Below are 15,872 nucleotides of genomic sequence, written 5' to 3' on the forward strand. Positions count from 1 at the left end.
TTTGTATGGTCGATAACGATCAGTTGATCTGCTCAGGCTGTCGTTGGCACAACAAGTGTCTCGTCTTTTACTTTGGTGGTGCCGTAAAGGCGTTTACTATATAAATGACGAATAATGGCAAACAGAAGTAACGCGCAGATATTGGTGATCAGTATCATGAGGGATAAGATGAAAATCTCATCAAAACGCGCAAAATGCTGTAACTCTACAATCTTGGTGGTGAGCACCATGGTTTTTGCACCAGAAATAAAGATAACTGCGCTAATCGTCACCATGGCACTGATAAAGTAGAATGACGCGACTTCAATTAAGGTAAACAATGAGTTCGGAATCACAATTCGTATCAGAGACTTAACCCATGAGTCGCCCAATAGACTAGCAGTCGTCTCCCAGCCTAAGTTCATTTTAGATAGCGCGTTTTTGCTCATCAGATAAGGCGTCGCAAAGTAGTGAATGATATTACTTATCACGATAATAAAGATGGTATTGGCAACAGCAGATCCAGAAAACACCATGAGATACGCGATACCCACGACCATCCCTGGCACGGTGTTGGTCACCAGAGCTGAGCTCTCTATGCTGAATTTTCCGATTTTGAATAAGCCAGAGCGCTCGCACAATAACGCTGAAAAATAAGTGATTAAAGTACCAAAGACAGCTGTCAACACCGCGACGATGAGTGAGTTTTGGTAGACCCGCATTAGATTGGTAGAGGCTAAAACCTTGCTGACCGTCTCAGTGCTAAATTGCATTTGATAAGGCCATGTTTTTATCCATGGAATGATAAATATCACCGCAAACACAGTGAGTAAGCAAAACAAGATAGTGCTGGATAAAATGGCTAACGCTCTGTCTTTAACTTTCGAGGTAGGTAAATCGATACTTTCAACTGTGTTGTAACGGATGTTAAAACGAGCGACATACCACAGCAGACCAATACTCAGTACGGAAGGAATGAGCATAAACAGCGCGACCACTGCGCCTTTTTCAAACGAAGGCGACGCACCTAATATCTGTGTGTATAGTTCAATAGCGATGACTTTATACTCGCCGCCAATAGAGGCTGGTATCCCAAAGTCAGTGAAGGCTAAAAAGAAGCATTGAATCATTGCCGCCGCAAAAGTACCAATCAGCGGGCGAATCACCGTCATATCGAACTGGCGCAGATGGGAGTCGCCCATCAATTCTGAGACAATGACGAATTTTTTGTCTAAATATTGAAAGGTATTATTGAGTAATAAAAAGGCAATGGGCAAAGTATAGATGGTGTAGCCAAGCCACATCCCTTGAAAGCCATATATGTTCTCAAATAGCTGAAAGCCCAGTATTTGTGTCAGCAAGCCTTGCTTACCAAAGGTATAGATAATGGCAAAACCGTAAGTCACCGTTGGCAATAGCATGGGGAATAATGCCGCGATTTTAATGACTTTTTTGAAGCTTTTAGGCAAATTGGTCCAATGTACGGTATAAGCTAAAATAAAAGCGAGCATTGTGGCGCTCAGCGCGCTCACCGTCGCCACAACAAAACTATTGATCATCACCTGTTGAAAGTCGTTGCTACTAACGATACTCGTATAGTTATCTAAGCCAAACCCATCACTGGTATTCAAGGATAACGCCAACATCTTTCCTAATGGTACAAACAGAAAGGCGATGAATAAAATCGTCACAAATAGCCAAATGGCTTTTGCTTGGGGTGGATTACTAAGCTTCATAAACGTCCAAAACAATTAAATGGTCAGGTTTTTACTGAATGACCTCTATAATCAGTATCTCAGTTACCGATGCAGTCACTGTCAGCTTCTATAAAATCAGCCTTTCACAGTACCTTTTGACTTTTGCTTATTATGGACAGCGATGGCTTTAGAGTCAGCATGACGAGGGCCAATATCAGCCTCATGCTGTCCATAGCTTTGGGTTTGAGTGTATTTACTTAGTGGATCAACTTGAGAGGTGTCCCCTGCAAATAAACTTAAGATATTGCGACGTTTGATATTGAGCTGATTCAGAATGAAATTTGTGACGAAATCATTGGCAGGATTACCGATGATCTCAGTTGGCTTGTCAAATTGTGCGATTTTGCCATCTGATAGTAGTAGGATGCGATCAGATAAGGTCATGGCCTCTTCTGGGTCGTGAGTGACGATCAAGGTGGTTAGCTGATAACGGACAGCAATCTCACGGATACGCTGTTTAATGGTTTCTTTGATCACACCGTCTAGAGCAGATAATGGCTCATCTAACAGTAATATTTTGGGCTTCATAACTAAAGTACGAGCCAACGCCACACGTTGCTTTTGACCGCCAGACAGCTGATGAATGCGCTTATTTAGATGGGCTTTAATATCGAGCAAGTCGACCAGCTCATCGACTTCTTTTTGGGTGCTGATATTCGGGTTATTACGTAGACCGTATTCGATGTTTTGTTTGACATTGAGATTTGGAAATAAAGCATAGTCCTGAAAGACAATATTAAACCCTCTTTGTCTCATAGGAACACGAGTAATATCCTCACCGTTATACGCCAACCGGCCACCATTGATATCCGTTAAACCTAGAATGATATGCAATAACGTCGTTTTCCCGCAGCCAGATGGCCCTAATATTGAGACTATTTCACCCTTGTTAATTTTGAGTGAAAGATCTTCAAAGATAACTTTGTCGTCATACTTCTTGGTAACCTGCCTAAGCTCTAACATATCAACTCACCTAATCGCCTATAATTAATCATTTAATTACTTATCTTGCGTAGGTCAGCAGTGTATCTATTAGATATTACATTTCCGTTAAGGATATATGACAATACAATGACTGTCGTCTCGCCATGAAAACGCATAAACAGTATCGGAAACCGTTTGATAGCAAAAAAGGTATTTGAAGGAAGGTTGTTTAAGAGCAGTGCAGAGATAAGTAAAGTTATTTCAAAAGAGCAGTTAGAGTCGGTTTGATGATAAAAAACCAATCAGCTTCAATAGCTGATATATGAATAAAAAAGGGTGGAAACAAAAATTTCAAACGATAAAAAGCCAAAAACCTATTAAAGTCTGTTAAATTTAGCAAAGTTGCATGCTCACCATTCAGTGAACACTATCATGTGACGATTATATATTCTATGATGCTAGTAAGCTGTTCTAAAATATATAACATATCAATGGCGATTATCAGTCGCTATGATAAGATAAAACACCTGACAGTAATAATAGAGCCTTCAAGGAAGAAGGCATCTCGACCATAGCCAAGCAGTTGGTCGCCAAAATGCTATCAGCCATATCATGAAGCCTTATCGTGTTATTCATATGAGTAACAGGCGGATAGAAACGGTTTGATGCATTTTATTTTTTATATTGATCGGATTATGAGAAACTGAGGCAGTCTGTTGTTATCGTGATGATGCGTTAAAGCAGTCGCTCGAGTTTACCGTGTATTTAGTAAATAAGGATAAATATGGCAATGCGACGAATTAAAGCATTTTTTGACCTCGAGGCATCTGGCGGTATAGTCTTAGCACTGGCTGCCATTGCTGCAATGATTATTGCCAATACCCCACTCAATACTTGGTATGCAGGTTTTATTCACGCCCCTGTTGTTATTCAAGTCGGTGATTTTGTACTTGCTAAAGATGCGCAGCATTGGATCAATGATGGTCTGATGGCGGTTTTCTTTTTTTTGGTCGGTCTTGAGCTCAAGCGTGAGGTTTTGATCGGTGAGCTATCCAATATAAAGCAAATCATTCTCCCTGCCGGCGCGGCTGTCGGTGGTATGATTGCACCCGCCATTGTTTACTTGCTTTTTAACTATCATGAGCCTTCCTACCTCAAAGGTTGGGCTATTCCAGCAGCAACCGACATTGCCTTTGCACTCGGTATTTTGAGCCTACTTGGTAATCGCGTACCAAACGCTTTGAAAGTATTCTTAGTCTCCATTGCTATCTTTGATGATATTGGCGCCATTGTCATCATTGCCTTGTTTTATACCAGTGATCTATCTTTGTTCTCATTGGCGGTAGCCGCCATTTGCTTGCCGATTCTATACGCGCTAAATCGCCGTAACGTTACCAGTATCACCCCTTATTTATTGGTCGGTATCATCATGTGGCTTGCCGTGCTGCAATCTGGCGTGCATGCGACTTTGGCAGGTGTGGTCTTGGCATTATTCATACCGCTGTTCGACCGTACTGACCCTGAGCACTCTCCACTAGAAGAGCTGGAGCATGACCTACAAGACACTGTCTCCTATGGTATTTTGCCGCTATTTGCGTTTGCCAACGCTGGTATATCGCTCAAGGGTGCAGGTTTCGCTGAGCTATTCCACTCAGTACCGCTTGGTATTGCCGCTGGATTGTTCATTGGAAAGCAAATAGGCATTATGTTTATGTGCTGGTTGATTTTCAAAATGGGTATCTCAACCATGCCAAGAGGCATGAACTTTAAGCAGATTTATGGCGCAGCCTTACTGTGCGGTGTTGGTTTTACCATGAGCTTATTCATCGGTGGCTTGGCATTTGCTGGCGATACGCCACTATTTGATGAGCGTCTCGGTATTATCATGGGTTCAATCGTCTCTGGTGTGGCTGGTTATCTGTTGCTCAAAGCGACGCTAAAAGAAGATGTCAGCGGCACTTCTGTAGATTTAACTCGCACACCCTCATGATGCACTGAGCGCTTTGTCGCTCACTGCTACTTAGTTCAGAATGTTTTGAGTTGCCAAAGGAGAGAACAATGTTACGATTTGCATTAAGCGTAACGGCTCTTAGTAGCATTTATCTACTGTCAGGCTGTGCGACCTTATCGAAAGAGGAGTGCATGGTCGGCGATTGGCAGACGATTGGCTACAATGACGGTGTGGCAGGCTACCATTCAGAGCGACTCGCATCCCATGCCAAAGCTTGTGCAAAAGCCAGTATTGCACCTGATTATCAGGCATGGGAGCGCGGTCGTCAGCTTGGTCTCAAGCAGTATTGCACAGCCAGTAACGCTTATAACCTTGGTAGACGTGGGCGTAAACTAAACAACGTCTGTCCGATAGCGGTGGTAAACACCCTGCAAAAGGCCAATCAACGTGGCCTAGATTACTATTCTTTAGAACGTCAAATAGAGGAAGATAATCGGCTGCTAGATGAATATCAGAATGAATTTGATAAGCTCGAAAATGGTGAGATGCTAGACTTTGCTAATGAAAAAGAGGCTCGTGCGCGATTACTACATTTATCGTCAGAGCTGCGAAAAGTGACACACCGTATCACTAATACGCAGAGACAACTCAACTCATTCAACCAGATGAGGAGGCCTTATGACTGATCTGTTACAAGCAGCTCTATTGTACAAATCTGTTATAAAAAGCGGTTACAAATAGCTATGATGAAAAACGATTAACGATACGGTCAGTTTGATAAAGCCTAATCATGAGAGTACTTGATAAATATGGACAAGCACAACACCAATCCCGCAAGTATTTTGACTGAAAACCAGCGCCGACAATCGACAGCATCTTATCAGCGCCATGGACGTACCACCGCTATTGACGATCATAGCGACCTGCAGGTTTTAAGACGCATTAAGCGTTATTTATTACCAAAAGGCTTTACCATCTCGCAGGATTTATTACATGAGATGGTCGCGGGTTACGATATTGGCGATCCGCTGGCAGATACGTTAGCCACTGATGGTATCCGTTTTGCAAAGCCCTTGCAGCAAATCATTAGCAGCGGCAGCCATAACGTTGATAATGATATTATCTCTAACCCGTCCTTTAGCACACTCACTGAGCAATTTAGCAGCCACCCTGATTGGTTTGATCCCAAGCTTGCTGAGGTCGGCGCTATCGCTTATCGTCGTTATCCCCTTATGCTAATTTGGCTACTGCGCAATGTCGCATTGATGGCTGGCTACAGCATTCCTGCCCTATCCTTGCCTCTGATTCAAACTGGCGCACTGACAAATGACGCTCTACCACGTCTGATGCGTACCTATGCTTATATTTTAGCGGTCTCTGAGCATCCACAGTCCAATATGAGCGCGCGCAATGATCGCAAACCTATTGACCAAGTACTAGACATCGGCTCTGAAGGTTGGCGGCAGTCTATCAGAGTTCGCCAAATCCATACCTTGGTACGTCAGAATTTACTCAAGGGCAAGCTGACGGGTGCTGCAGGTCTCATTCCTGAAGCGGCTCAGCATCATAACCCTGATGGCAGTTGGAATAGGGATTACTGGGGTGTACCAATTAACCAAACGGATATGATTGCCACGCATTTACAGTTTTCCTTACTCATCATGCGCGGGCTACAATTACTAGGCGCACGTATTAGCAAAGAAGAAGCGCAGGGCATCTTACATCTATGGAATCTGGCCAGCTACTGGATGGGAGTTGATTTAAACCGCTTACCGAAAGATGAGGCTGCCTGCTGGGAATGGCTATATACTTATCTATCTATTCAGCAACTTGACTTTAAGATGGGGCGGCCACTGGCCAAAGCCCTACACGATTTGCCGCGCCAGCTAATGGGTGAGGATAATCGCCGCGGACGTTTCGTTGAGATGGTTAATGCCAGCGTGACACGTACCCTAGTCGGTGACGATGTTGGCGATGGGCTAGAATTACCCAAGTCAAAAATACGCTTTGGTGTCCTGTCTTCAGCGCCTATCTTGTTTACCCTTGATACCGCACGCCAGCACAATCAGACCGTTGCTGATAAGTTAGAAGCGTTCCGTGCCAAGCGTCAGGACAATATGAACTGGTGGCTAAAGCGAAATGATGAATATTATAAATAGTCAGCATAAATCTTTAGAGTGCTGTCTGTTTTAGACGCTAGTGCCATCTAGCGTAACAGGTCATGCTGATCTTTTATGTGATAATACCATTCAAGCTGTCGATCAAAGCCAGTTTCTAGCAGATTAGCGATGACTCGCCCTGTCAAACCCCAGACCGTCTCACCATCCACTTGCCAGCTGGGCGTCAGCAGAGTTGCAGTCTGATCTAGCATTTTATATTCGACTGAATACTCTACCGTCGGCTGAGTCAGTAGCGCTTCAAAGTCTGCCCAAAAGATACGTGATATCTCGCCAATCTCAGGCACCAATACCAAATCTGGCGCGATGAGTGCCACAATTGGACGGACACTCATGCCACTTTTGGATATCTGAATAGGCAGCTGACCGAGCAATTGTACTTTATTCGGCGGTAGTGCTGTTTCCTCACAAGCCTCGCGCAAAGCAGTAATGACGTTACTGCCATCACCAATGTCGTATTTACCGCCTGCACAAGAGACCTCCCCTGCATGACTGGTCATATGTGCAGCGCGGCGCGTCAACAACAGCTTAGGATGGCGCTCATGGGTAATAGCAACCAATATTGACGCATCCGCAATCGGTGTTTGATATAAGCTGTCTAAAACGCGAGCACTGCGAGAAGTATCAGTAAAATCAGGCGTCGCTGGGATTTTTAGCTCATTTAATGTTTCATTCTGCACCCGTTCAGCCAGCTGTCTGAGTGTCGGATGACGAATAAGTTTTGGTAACGCAACTGAAAACTCATCAAAACGTACAGAAGGCTGAAATACCGTCATTATTCTTACCCTATTATTTTGCTTTATTAAATATATAGCTATGAGTCATATTACCATGCAATGTGCTTTAGGATACTGACTTGCTGGGCTAATTGAACCCGTCACCTATGCTATGTTATTTATCGTATTAGCATTTTTTGGGTGCACTCTTTGTCGTTTGTTACCAGCAAATGAGGTGTTGATGTTATCAACGCTCAGCTTTGGGCTATTTTATGGTATCTTAAGACAAATATTTCGAATTAGCTTTTTTACGTCATCAAAATAAGGCAGTTAATATGCGCTATTGCTTACAATGCGGTCATGAAGCTGAACGCAAAATCCCACCCACTGATAATATACCGCGTTTGGTCTGTCCCAATTGCAGCTATATTCATTATGAAAATCCAAAAGTGATCTGTGGCTCTTTGGTAGTGCATAAAGGCAGGGTGCTGCTGTGTCGCCGTGCCATCGAACCTCAGTATGGCTTATGGACCATACCAGCAGGCTTTATGGAAAACGGTGAGACCATGGCGGAAGGCGCTGCACGCGAGTGCTTTGAAGAAGCTGATGCCGTGGCGCTCAATCCACATTTGTACTGCATTTATGATCTACCAGCTATCGGACAGATCTACAGCATTTATTTGACTGACTTAAAAGATGGCGCTTATGGCATCGGCGCTGAAAGCCTGGACTGTGCGCTATTTAGTGAAGAGGATATCCCGTGGGATAAGCTTGCCTTTGAAGCCGTACGCCGCACATTGACCAGTTATTTTGCTGATCGCAAGCAGTTCGATACCTTAGCCGACTTTCCTATTCATCAGGATACAATCGGTAAAGATCTGAGTATTAAGCGTTATTAGACTCATGAGCTTGTATGTCGCTGAGCAAATGCTTGATAGGCTTAGCAAGTTTGACAAAGTTAATCGTGCTTTTTGGGTTTGCTATTACTACAAAAACACCGCCATTTTGATGCAAAGTGGCGGTGTTTTATTGCTGAAATACGTGTTATTTAGAAATCAATGATTAATCAGAAGTTACTGATGATGCTGGTGGCATCATCATCTTTCCCATAAATAAAACGGTGTTGATCTGTTTGTCATAAATAAAGAAAATAAAAGGATGATCTGCCTTAAACACAACGGGCGCTACTGGCGCTTCTGCTGTAGAAGCGTCTATGACCAACGCCGTTTCTGCTGCCTCTGTACCCATCTCATCGACTTCTATCACGGCTTGATGAATGACCTTATCAAACACCAACTGGGATGACGAGCTGAACATGGAAAAATCTGCTGCTGCTGAAAATGCGGTTGGCATTCCCATTGAGCCAAATACTTCAGCTAACTCATAGTTCATACTCAGCTTCAACTTAGGCAAATATAAATCTACGTTTTTATAATCGAACTGATCTCGCCACGCTCTGACCTTATCAGCGGTTAACGATGCGCTGAGTCGCTCCATACTTGATTTATCTGTAGCCTTCGGCAGTACAACCATCATAGACAATGAGTTGCCTTTATATGGTAACTCAATGACTTGCGCGTGCTGATCCTCAGTATAATTAAAAGTATTATTTTGATACATCATATCGACAGTAGGCACGGAGGCCTTATCATGAGACGACTCAAAAACATGAAAAGGCTCAGGTTTAGTGCTTTCTGCAAAAAACTCATTGGCCCATGTGCCTTTGAAATATAGGGCATTGGTCAGAATATTGCGCGTACTTTCGTTGACTGCACTATCAGATAGCAGCTCTGGTATACGAGCATTGGTCTGTTCACTAATCGCTTTGTTAATGGTCTGCCGTGCTGATGCTCTATCTTTAATAAAATCTACAGGCGTCACTTGAGCACCCAAGTAACGCGTAACCGTCTCTAAATAGTCTTTTGTGGGTGACAACTCTTGTTGTACCCATAACTTATTGCTACTGGCCAGACTATAATCTGGGTTAGGACGATTCAGCTGATTATAGATAGCCGCTGTATTTGGTAGCATCTCTTCCATTGGCGGATAAAAAAAGACCTCTTTAATCTCCTCATAAGTTTGACCTTGTGCAGCTGCATAACCAAGCATCATCGCTGACGATAAGCCATAAGGAGAAAAAAGTAAATTATCATCATTCTGAGAAAGTTTTTGATACATGTTAAATGCAAAGTCATTATTAGCAGCTACGATGCGCTCAACACCTGCAGCAGTCGCTCCTACATCATCAGACGGCACAAACTCTTGTTTAAAATAACGGGATAATGCTTTTTGTGCAGCCAAAATATCCTGCTCTATCGTCATCTCTGCATTATTAGAGGGTAAAGTTGATGTCTGCTTATCGCAGCCGCTAAGCGCTAGTGCTAATACCAACAGTCCTAACCATTGCGATTTTTTAGAAAAAACCATGATCCTCTCTTTGCGTTTTTATTAAAGCATTAGGCGACTGACACCGTACTAAGTGACTGTCTTACAGAACTCTGCAGATGCCATAGTCTATAGTAAGCAGCCAAGCGAATAAAGACAGACATATCCTAACAAAATAATAAATTATTGAGCACTAATATAAAAGCAGACAATACCTAAGTATTATCTGCTTATTTATCTATGAATACTAACGTTTAACTAAAAAACACTACTAACTTTTGATTTTGCACACTTCAAAGCCTAGGTTTTTAATGTCCTCTTCTTTATCGTATGGCGCAAGTACTGCACGCACATGCTTCTGACCCTGCAGATACTGTTTCGCGACGCGCTGCAAGTCATCGATAGTGACTTCTAAGATAGCCGCACGCATTTTGCGCTGCCAGTCTGCGCCGCGTTGATGCAAGTCAGCAAAGCACGCTTTGACCGCTTCACCTGCTGGCGAACCTGGCTTGTCCATACCTGAGATGATACCCAAGATGGCTTCTTCTAATTGCTCAGCAGTTTGTGGCTCATTGAGCAACCACTCGATGCTAGCCTCGAAGTGCTCAAAGGTCTCAGCACAGTGCGGATCGCGGTAGCTAAAGAACTTAAACGCACAGGCATTGGCATCGTAACCCGCACCGCCACCATAAGCACCGCCGCGCTCACGAATGGCACTGTGCAAGTAGCCATTACGTAAGTAAGGCGCTAAAACCATCAACGCTGCGGTATCAGGGTGGTCTGCAGCAGGAGCCGAGTACACACTGGCATTATGATAGACATTGGTCGCAACCAGCCAAGCTAAGTCAGCAACGTCTATCGCGGCGCCACTTGCAGTAGCTTGGTCAGTAGCGCTTTCCCCATCTAGCGCTGGGTCTAAAGTCAGACTAGCAAACTCGCTTGGAATACCATCTTCAATATTGATATCTGCTGTTCTGACTGCCAGTTCTGACGCACGGCTGTCTTTCCAGCTCTTGACGATTAAATCACTTAAGCGCTCTGTTTGCTCAGCTTCACAAATGATCAATGCGTGTTTAGGCAAGCTGATTATGTGCTGATGTAGCTCCATCAGGCTGGTTGCTAGCTTGTCCCACTGCGCATCATCTTGACTGGCATGAGAGAGGAAGTCTTTGAGCGCATTAAGCGCTGGCAAGCCACTACGCACATATTCTAGATGCGACTGGCGACTCATACCGCGACTGGCGGTTTGCATGGCATAAGCATGCCCTGCACTTGCCAGACGTGACTGCCATGCTGCTTGGCGCTGCTGCAAGATTTCTTTGATACGATCATGCTCAGTAAAGACGCTATGCTCCATCACCTCTTTGAGCAAATCAATCGCCTCTACTTTGCGGTTTAACGCCCGCGTCGCCATGACAAAATAGCTACTAATAGCTTGGTTATTCTCAATACTGGTACGCTGGCTAATACGTGCCGTCACGCCTGATGAATGCGCTGCCTGCTTGGCTTGCAGCTCATAAGCCGTTAATGAGTCTGTCCCTAGCTCTGACAGTAGGCTCAAATAGATTGGCAATAACGGATGGTTGATCACTTCATTCGCTGGTAGCTCTTCTGCATTACCGTCACCAATCGTATCGGTTAATGGCACGATGATTTGATAATAATACAAACCATTAGTGCCCGATTCGTATTCAAATAAGGTACTGTCTTGACCTGCCAAATTGATCTGTTTTTGCAAGCCTTGTTTGAAGCTAATATCAGTCGGCACATCTTCCAAACCCACCTTAGGCAACAGGCTCAAGTCGTCTGGGGCTGCTTGGCGTGCCGCCAGATCTAGCGCTTGCTTACGTAAGATGTCTTTATCATCAGCGGTTAGGTTCATCGCGATGGTATCCAAACGCGTTTGCTCAGCGGCAGCAAGGCGTGCTGACTTTTCGCTATCAGGCGTCAATGTCAAACGTACGCGGTGGGTATTTTCTAGTAAGTGCTGTTTAATTAAATTGGGCAGCCACTGCGGGTCGACGATTTGCTCACGTAGCCAAGCTAAATGCTCATCAACCTCCCAAATATCGAGAGGGTTACCATCATGTATCGCCGTACTAAAACCCTCTAACATCAAGTTCAGACCATAAGGAATGCTATCACCGCCGATATGACGTTGATCAATCTCAATCTGATGCAAGATAGTCTCGATGGTTTCATCATCAATCGGCGTACTGGCAACTTGCGCCAGCAAGTCCATAATGCCCTGCTCTACCGCTTCGGCATGCTCAGGGTTTGAGCCTCGTAGACCCGTATAAAACACCATCTCATAATGGCTATCATCAAGCCCTAATAGGGGGCTTGGCGCTTTGCCCAGCGGATGACTGTCAAGATAAGCACGTAGTGGTGAGCCTGCATGCTCTATCAACACTCCTTCAAGCAAACGCAGTGCCAGACGCTGCTTTGGATCAGTGATGGATGGTAACAACCAAGCAACCACGTGATGGGTTTGATCAGGACCCGCTTCGTCAGCGGTATAAGTATCCGTGGCACTGATCGGTGCAGATAAACGCTGCTCTGGACGCGAGACATGCTTTTTGCCCGCTTCGAACTGTATTAGCGCATCTTCGTGTATCTTCGTTTGAGTCTCGGCGACGGGGATATTACCAAAACTCATGATCACGCTGTTTGATGGATGATAATGGCTTTGGTGAAACTCAATCAGCTCAGGATGGGTCAAATCAGGAATATCAGCAGGATCACCACCAGAGTTATAATGATAAGTCGTGGTTGGGAATAAATGATGGGCGACGGCATGATAAAGCTGATCGATCTCGCCACTCATCGCTCCTTTCATCTCATTAAACACAATACCCTTAAACTGTGGGTTGTCGTTTTCATCTAACTCAACACGAATGCCTTCTTGAGCAAAATCCAGCGGATGAATATTGGGAAAGAATGCGGCATCCAGATACACATCGAGCAAATTAAAATAATCGTTCTTATTTTGCGTCGCATAGGGATAAGCCGTCCAGTCCGCAGCAGTCATGGCATTCATAAAGGTATTCAATGAGCGTTTGATCATCGAAAAGAACGGATCACGGACGGGATATTTCTGAGAGCCACACAGTGCCACATGCTCCAAGATATGCGCCTCGCCTTTAGAGTCCATCGGCTGCGTACGAAAGCCGACCAAAAAGGCATTTTCATCACTAGGATGCGCCAAATGGTAATGCATCGCACCTGTTTTGACATGCTGGCTGATCAGCACATCCATTGATAACGCCTCAATATGGCGATGCTCAAGTAGCTCAAATGCTGGATGCAGCGTTAAATCAGCGGTAAATGGCGTGTCAGTCATAGTTGTCCTTATTAGTTATTTTTGAATATCAATATGTTTGCCTAATGCGATTAGATGGGGCTAATAGCATGATAAGTCAAGGCAGTGAAGGCGGCTAATGGTATCAATAAAACACAATATTAATAACCAGCAAGTGTCTACTATCTTAACAAAGCTTATCCATAGTGCTACTATGGAGTTATCAGCTATTGTTTTATTTGAATGCCTACTTTATACCTTCTCATACACGAGGATTTACTCATGAATTATAAGCACGTTCTATTAGTAACTGACTTACTCTCTGATGCTGATATCGTCGCACAAAGAGCCAAACGAGTTATTCTCGGGTTTCCTGAGGCTAAGCTATCAGTACTGCATATCGTCGAAGACGACTTAGTACATTTCGGTCGCAAGCCTGTCACTGAGACCACACTGATCGACGATGATCCAAGTGGTAAATGGAAAGAAACTAGAGAAAAGCTTGCCCAATTCATTGAGCGCAATGATCTTAAAACGACACACTCAGAAGTCACTGCAGCGATCTCTAATGATAAAGATATCGTCAAATACTGCCGCGAACAAAACGTTGATTTGTTGATTATTGGCCGCCACGAACGTCAAGGTATCGCTGCATGGCTGATTAAGGCGACGGCAGACAGTATCTTACCCAACGTTCCTTGTGATAGTTTGGTCGTCAAACTGAACGAACCTGTATTAGAGTAGCGCCCCAAAGTGTTTTGACGATATACGTTCAATCACACTTATTTTTTATAAAAAGGCTGTTTATTAAAAGGATTACCTTATGAGCTACCAACATATTCTACTGGTCACTGATCTACTATCTGATGCAGATATCGTTGCGCAAAGGGCCAAACGTGTCATCGCTGGCTCTCCTGAAGCCAAGCTTTCCGTATTGCATATCGTTGAGGAGGACGTGGCTCGCTTTGGTTATGAGCTGGTACAGGCTTCTAGAATTGCTGATAAAAAAGAAGAAGAGCTTTGGCCTAAAGCTAGGATAAAGCTGGTAGAGTTCCTTGAGCGTAACGAGCTACGAGCAACCAAATCCGAATTAACAGCAGCTATCTCTAGCAGTGAAGGCATCGTGAACTATTGCCGTGAAGAAAATGTCGACTTGTTGGTCATTGGCCGCCATGAACGCCGCGGTATTGCAGCGTGGTTGGTCGGTGCCACTGCCGATAATATATTGCCTAACGTGTCTTGCGATAGCTTGGTCGTCAAGCTTGATAAACCAGTATCACAATAAATAAGAGTGCCATACCACACTCTCAGTTATTTAACTCTATAGTCGATGCACTTTAAAAAGAACATAGCGCGTTTAAGTTTATGTAAAAGTTTTATTTTCAACTGATTATATTGGCATAGTCTATGCTAATTCGAAAATGGATTAAGGCATATTGCTATAATATAAATTTACATAGAAACTAGGCCAATGTAAAAACAGCTAAAACGCGCTTCATAACTGGTGTATCTCTACAAAGTACACTTAACAGCTACCAGGAGTAGTGTTATAGTTAAGTACATGTAATAAAAGGAGCACCTTATGAGCTACCAACATATTCTACTGGTCACTGATCTATTATCTGATGCAGATATCGTCGCGCAAAGAGCCAAACGTGTCATCGCTGGCTCCCCTGAGGCCAAGCTTTCGGTTCTGCATATTGTCGAAGATGATATGGTGCGTTTTGGCTACGAGCTGGTCCCTGCCTCTAGTCTTTCAGGTGAAAAAGACGGTGAACACTGGCAAGAAGCACGCGCCAAGCTGGCACAGTTTCTTGAGCGTAATGACTTACATGCTACCCAATCAGAAGTCACTGCCGCCATCTCTAATGCTAAAGGCATCATCAACTACTGTGATAAAAATGACGTTGACCTGTTGATTATTGGACGCCACGAGCGCCGTGGTATCGCCGCTTGGTTAGTCGGTGCGACAGCAGATGATATCTTACCCAATGCCCCGTGCGACAGTCTAGTAGTCAAGCTTGATCACCCTGTAGCAAAGTAGTTTGATAAACGCTAAATGCCATCCGATACGAGGAATATATCATGAGTTACCAACATATCTTACTGGTTACTGACCTATTGGCAGATGCAGATATCGTTGCGCAAAAAGCCAAGCGCATTGTCGACAATCGTCCTGGCTCCAAGCTATCTGTCTTGCATATCGTCAAAGATACCATGGTTGGCTTTGGCTATGAGCTAGTACCCGCCTCTAGTCTTTACGATGAGATTGATGATGTGCGTTGCCAAGAAGCACGCGCCAAGCTTGCTGAGTTTTTGGAGCGCAATCAGTTACAGGCTGTGAAGTCTGAGGTCACAACTGCCATCTCTAGCAGTGAAGGTATCGTTAATTACTGCCATAAGCATGACGTTGACCTATTGGTCATCGGACGCCATGAGCGTCACGGCATCGCCGCTTGGCTAAGCGGTGCCACTGCGGATAATATCCTTCCTAATGTCCCTTGTGATAGCTTGGTGGTGAGACTCGATAAGCCAGTCGCAAAATAAAGATCGCTTAGAGCTATATTAGTTTAAAACTATATTAAACGTTAAGCTGGTTCTGATACCTATTGGTACAGCAATTAAAAATCGCAGCGTATTTATTTACGCTGCGATTTTTTTATTTAACATCCAATAATATCT

The 15,872-nt window shown here is 44.1% G+C and carries 13 protein-coding genes; 8 read left to right on the forward strand and 5 right to left on the reverse strand.

Annotation, left to right across the window (positions count from 1 at the left end; translation table 11 throughout):
• Positions 1-32: 32 nt before the first annotated feature.
• Together JMY01_RS10855 and JMY01_RS10860 are read right to left on the reverse strand one after the other, a co-directional pair.
• Positions 33-1,715: an ABC transporter permease subunit gene (locus JMY01_RS10855; RefSeq protein WP_201575698.1), complete on the reverse strand. Its 1,683-nt coding sequence runs from the start codon at positions 1,713-1,715 to the stop codon at positions 33-35.
• Positions 1,716-1,811: 96 nt separating this feature from the next.
• Entirely contained in the window at positions 1,812-2,699 is an 888-nt protein-coding gene (locus JMY01_RS10860; RefSeq protein WP_201575699.1) for an ABC transporter ATP-binding protein, read from the reverse strand.
• Between the two features lie 745 nt (positions 2,700-3,444).
• Here JMY01_RS10860 and nhaA point away from each other — a divergent pair.
• The 3 genes from nhaA (at position 3,445) to JMY01_RS10875 (ending at position 6,770) form a co-directional block, all read left to right on the forward strand.
• Positions 3,445-4,650, forward strand: a complete 1,206-nt coding sequence (gene nhaA / locus JMY01_RS10865) for a Na+/H+ antiporter NhaA (RefSeq protein WP_201575700.1) — start codon at positions 3,445-3,447, stop codon at positions 4,648-4,650.
• Between the two features lie 68 nt (positions 4,651-4,718).
• On the forward strand, positions 4,719-5,297 hold the full coding sequence (locus JMY01_RS10870; protein ID WP_201575701.1) for a DUF2799 domain-containing protein: 579 nt from the start codon (positions 4,719-4,721) through the stop codon (positions 5,295-5,297).
• A gap of 123 nt (positions 5,298-5,420) precedes the next feature.
• On the forward strand, positions 5,421-6,770 hold the full coding sequence (locus JMY01_RS10875) for an oxygenase MpaB family protein (protein WP_201575702.1): 1,350 nt from the start codon (positions 5,421-5,423) through the stop codon (positions 6,768-6,770).
• Between the two features lie 47 nt (positions 6,771-6,817).
• Here the strand turns inward: JMY01_RS10875 and JMY01_RS10880 are convergent, their stop codons facing one another.
• Positions 6,818-7,564 carry a CoA pyrophosphatase gene (locus JMY01_RS10880; RefSeq protein ID WP_201575703.1) on the reverse strand — a complete coding sequence of 249 codons (747 nt, stop codon included), beginning with the start codon at positions 7,562-7,564 and terminating at the stop codon, positions 6,818-6,820.
• Between the two features lie 275 nt (positions 7,565-7,839).
• On the opposite strand from JMY01_RS10880, the gene JMY01_RS10885 reads away from it, so the two are divergent.
• Complete coding sequence (locus JMY01_RS10885) at positions 7,840-8,403, forward strand: NUDIX hydrolase (protein WP_201575705.1); 564 nt, start codon at positions 7,840-7,842, stop codon at positions 8,401-8,403.
• A 163-nt stretch (positions 8,404-8,566) separates the two neighbouring features.
• Here the strand turns inward: JMY01_RS10885 and JMY01_RS10890 are convergent, their stop codons facing one another.
• Both JMY01_RS10890 and JMY01_RS10895 read right to left on the reverse strand, forming a co-directional pair.
• Positions 8,567-9,931, reverse strand: coding sequence for a serpin family protein (locus tag JMY01_RS10890; RefSeq protein WP_201575707.1), 1,365 nt, complete (start codon positions 9,929-9,931; stop codon positions 8,567-8,569).
• Positions 9,932-10,160: 229 nt separating this feature from the next.
• Positions 10,161-13,232: an insulinase family protein gene (locus JMY01_RS10895; RefSeq protein WP_201575709.1), complete on the reverse strand. Its 3,072-nt coding sequence runs from the start codon at positions 13,230-13,232 to the stop codon at positions 10,161-10,163.
• Positions 13,233-13,472: 240 nt separating this feature from the next.
• On the opposite strand from JMY01_RS10895, the gene JMY01_RS10900 reads away from it, so the two are divergent.
• The 4 genes from JMY01_RS10900 (at position 13,473) to JMY01_RS10915 (ending at position 15,737) form a co-directional block, all read left to right on the forward strand.
• The gene (locus JMY01_RS10900) at positions 13,473-13,934 is read left to right on the forward strand and encodes a universal stress protein (protein ID WP_201575712.1); all 462 of its coding nucleotides are present in this window, start codon (positions 13,473-13,475) and stop codon (positions 13,932-13,934) included.
• A 79-nt stretch (positions 13,935-14,013) separates the two neighbouring features.
• Positions 14,014-14,475 (forward strand): universal stress protein, encoded by a 462-nt coding sequence (locus JMY01_RS10905; RefSeq protein WP_201575714.1) that lies wholly within the window; start codon positions 14,014-14,016, stop codon positions 14,473-14,475.
• Positions 14,476-14,772: 297 nt separating this feature from the next.
• Positions 14,773-15,234 (forward strand): universal stress protein, encoded by a 462-nt coding sequence (locus JMY01_RS10910; RefSeq protein ID WP_201575716.1) that lies wholly within the window; start codon positions 14,773-14,775, stop codon positions 15,232-15,234.
• 41 nt (positions 15,235-15,275) lie between these two features.
• The gene (locus JMY01_RS10915) at positions 15,276-15,737 is read left to right on the forward strand and encodes a universal stress protein (RefSeq protein ID WP_201575718.1); all 462 of its coding nucleotides are present in this window, start codon (positions 15,276-15,278) and stop codon (positions 15,735-15,737) included.
• Positions 15,738-15,872 lie beyond the last annotated feature (135 nt).

It is taken from the genome of Psychrobacter sp. H8-1, from assembly GCF_904846575.1.
GTDB lineage: Bacteria > Pseudomonadota > Gammaproteobacteria > Pseudomonadales > Moraxellaceae > Psychrobacter > Psychrobacter fulvigenes.

Coding starts and splice junctions, on each gene's coding strand:
- JMY01_RS10900 (WP_201575712.1), top strand. CDS start 13,473: ATGAATTATAAGCACGTTCTATTAGTAACTGACTTACTCTCTGATGCT.
- JMY01_RS10895 (WP_201575709.1), bottom strand. CDS start 13,232: ATGACTGACACGCCATTTACCGCTGATTTAACGCTGCATCCAGCATTT.
- nhaA (WP_201575700.1), top strand. CDS start 3,445: ATGGCAATGCGACGAATTAAAGCATTTTTTGACCTCGAGGCATCTGGC.
- JMY01_RS10880 (WP_201575703.1), bottom strand. CDS start 7,564: ATGACGGTATTTCAGCCTTCTGTACGTTTTGATGAGTTTTCAGTTGCG.
- JMY01_RS10890 (WP_201575707.1), bottom strand. CDS start 9,931: ATGGTTTTTTCTAAAAAATCGCAATGGTTAGGACTGTTGGTATTAGCA.
- JMY01_RS10910 (WP_201575716.1), top strand. CDS start 14,773: ATGAGCTACCAACATATTCTACTGGTCACTGATCTATTATCTGATGCA.
- JMY01_RS10875 (WP_201575702.1), top strand. CDS start 5,421: ATGGACAAGCACAACACCAATCCCGCAAGTATTTTGACTGAAAACCAG.
- JMY01_RS10885 (WP_201575705.1), top strand. CDS start 7,840: ATGCGCTATTGCTTACAATGCGGTCATGAAGCTGAACGCAAAATCCCA.
- JMY01_RS10855 (WP_201575698.1), bottom strand. CDS start 1,715: ATGAAGCTTAGTAATCCACCCCAAGCAAAAGCCATTTGGCTATTTGTG.
- JMY01_RS10915 (WP_201575718.1), top strand. CDS start 15,276: ATGAGTTACCAACATATCTTACTGGTTACTGACCTATTGGCAGATGCA.
- JMY01_RS10870 (WP_201575701.1), top strand. CDS start 4,719: ATGTTACGATTTGCATTAAGCGTAACGGCTCTTAGTAGCATTTATCTA.
- JMY01_RS10860 (WP_201575699.1), bottom strand. CDS start 2,699: ATGTTAGAGCTTAGGCAGGTTACCAAGAAGTATGACGACAAAGTTATC.
- JMY01_RS10905 (WP_201575714.1), top strand. CDS start 14,014: ATGAGCTACCAACATATTCTACTGGTCACTGATCTACTATCTGATGCA.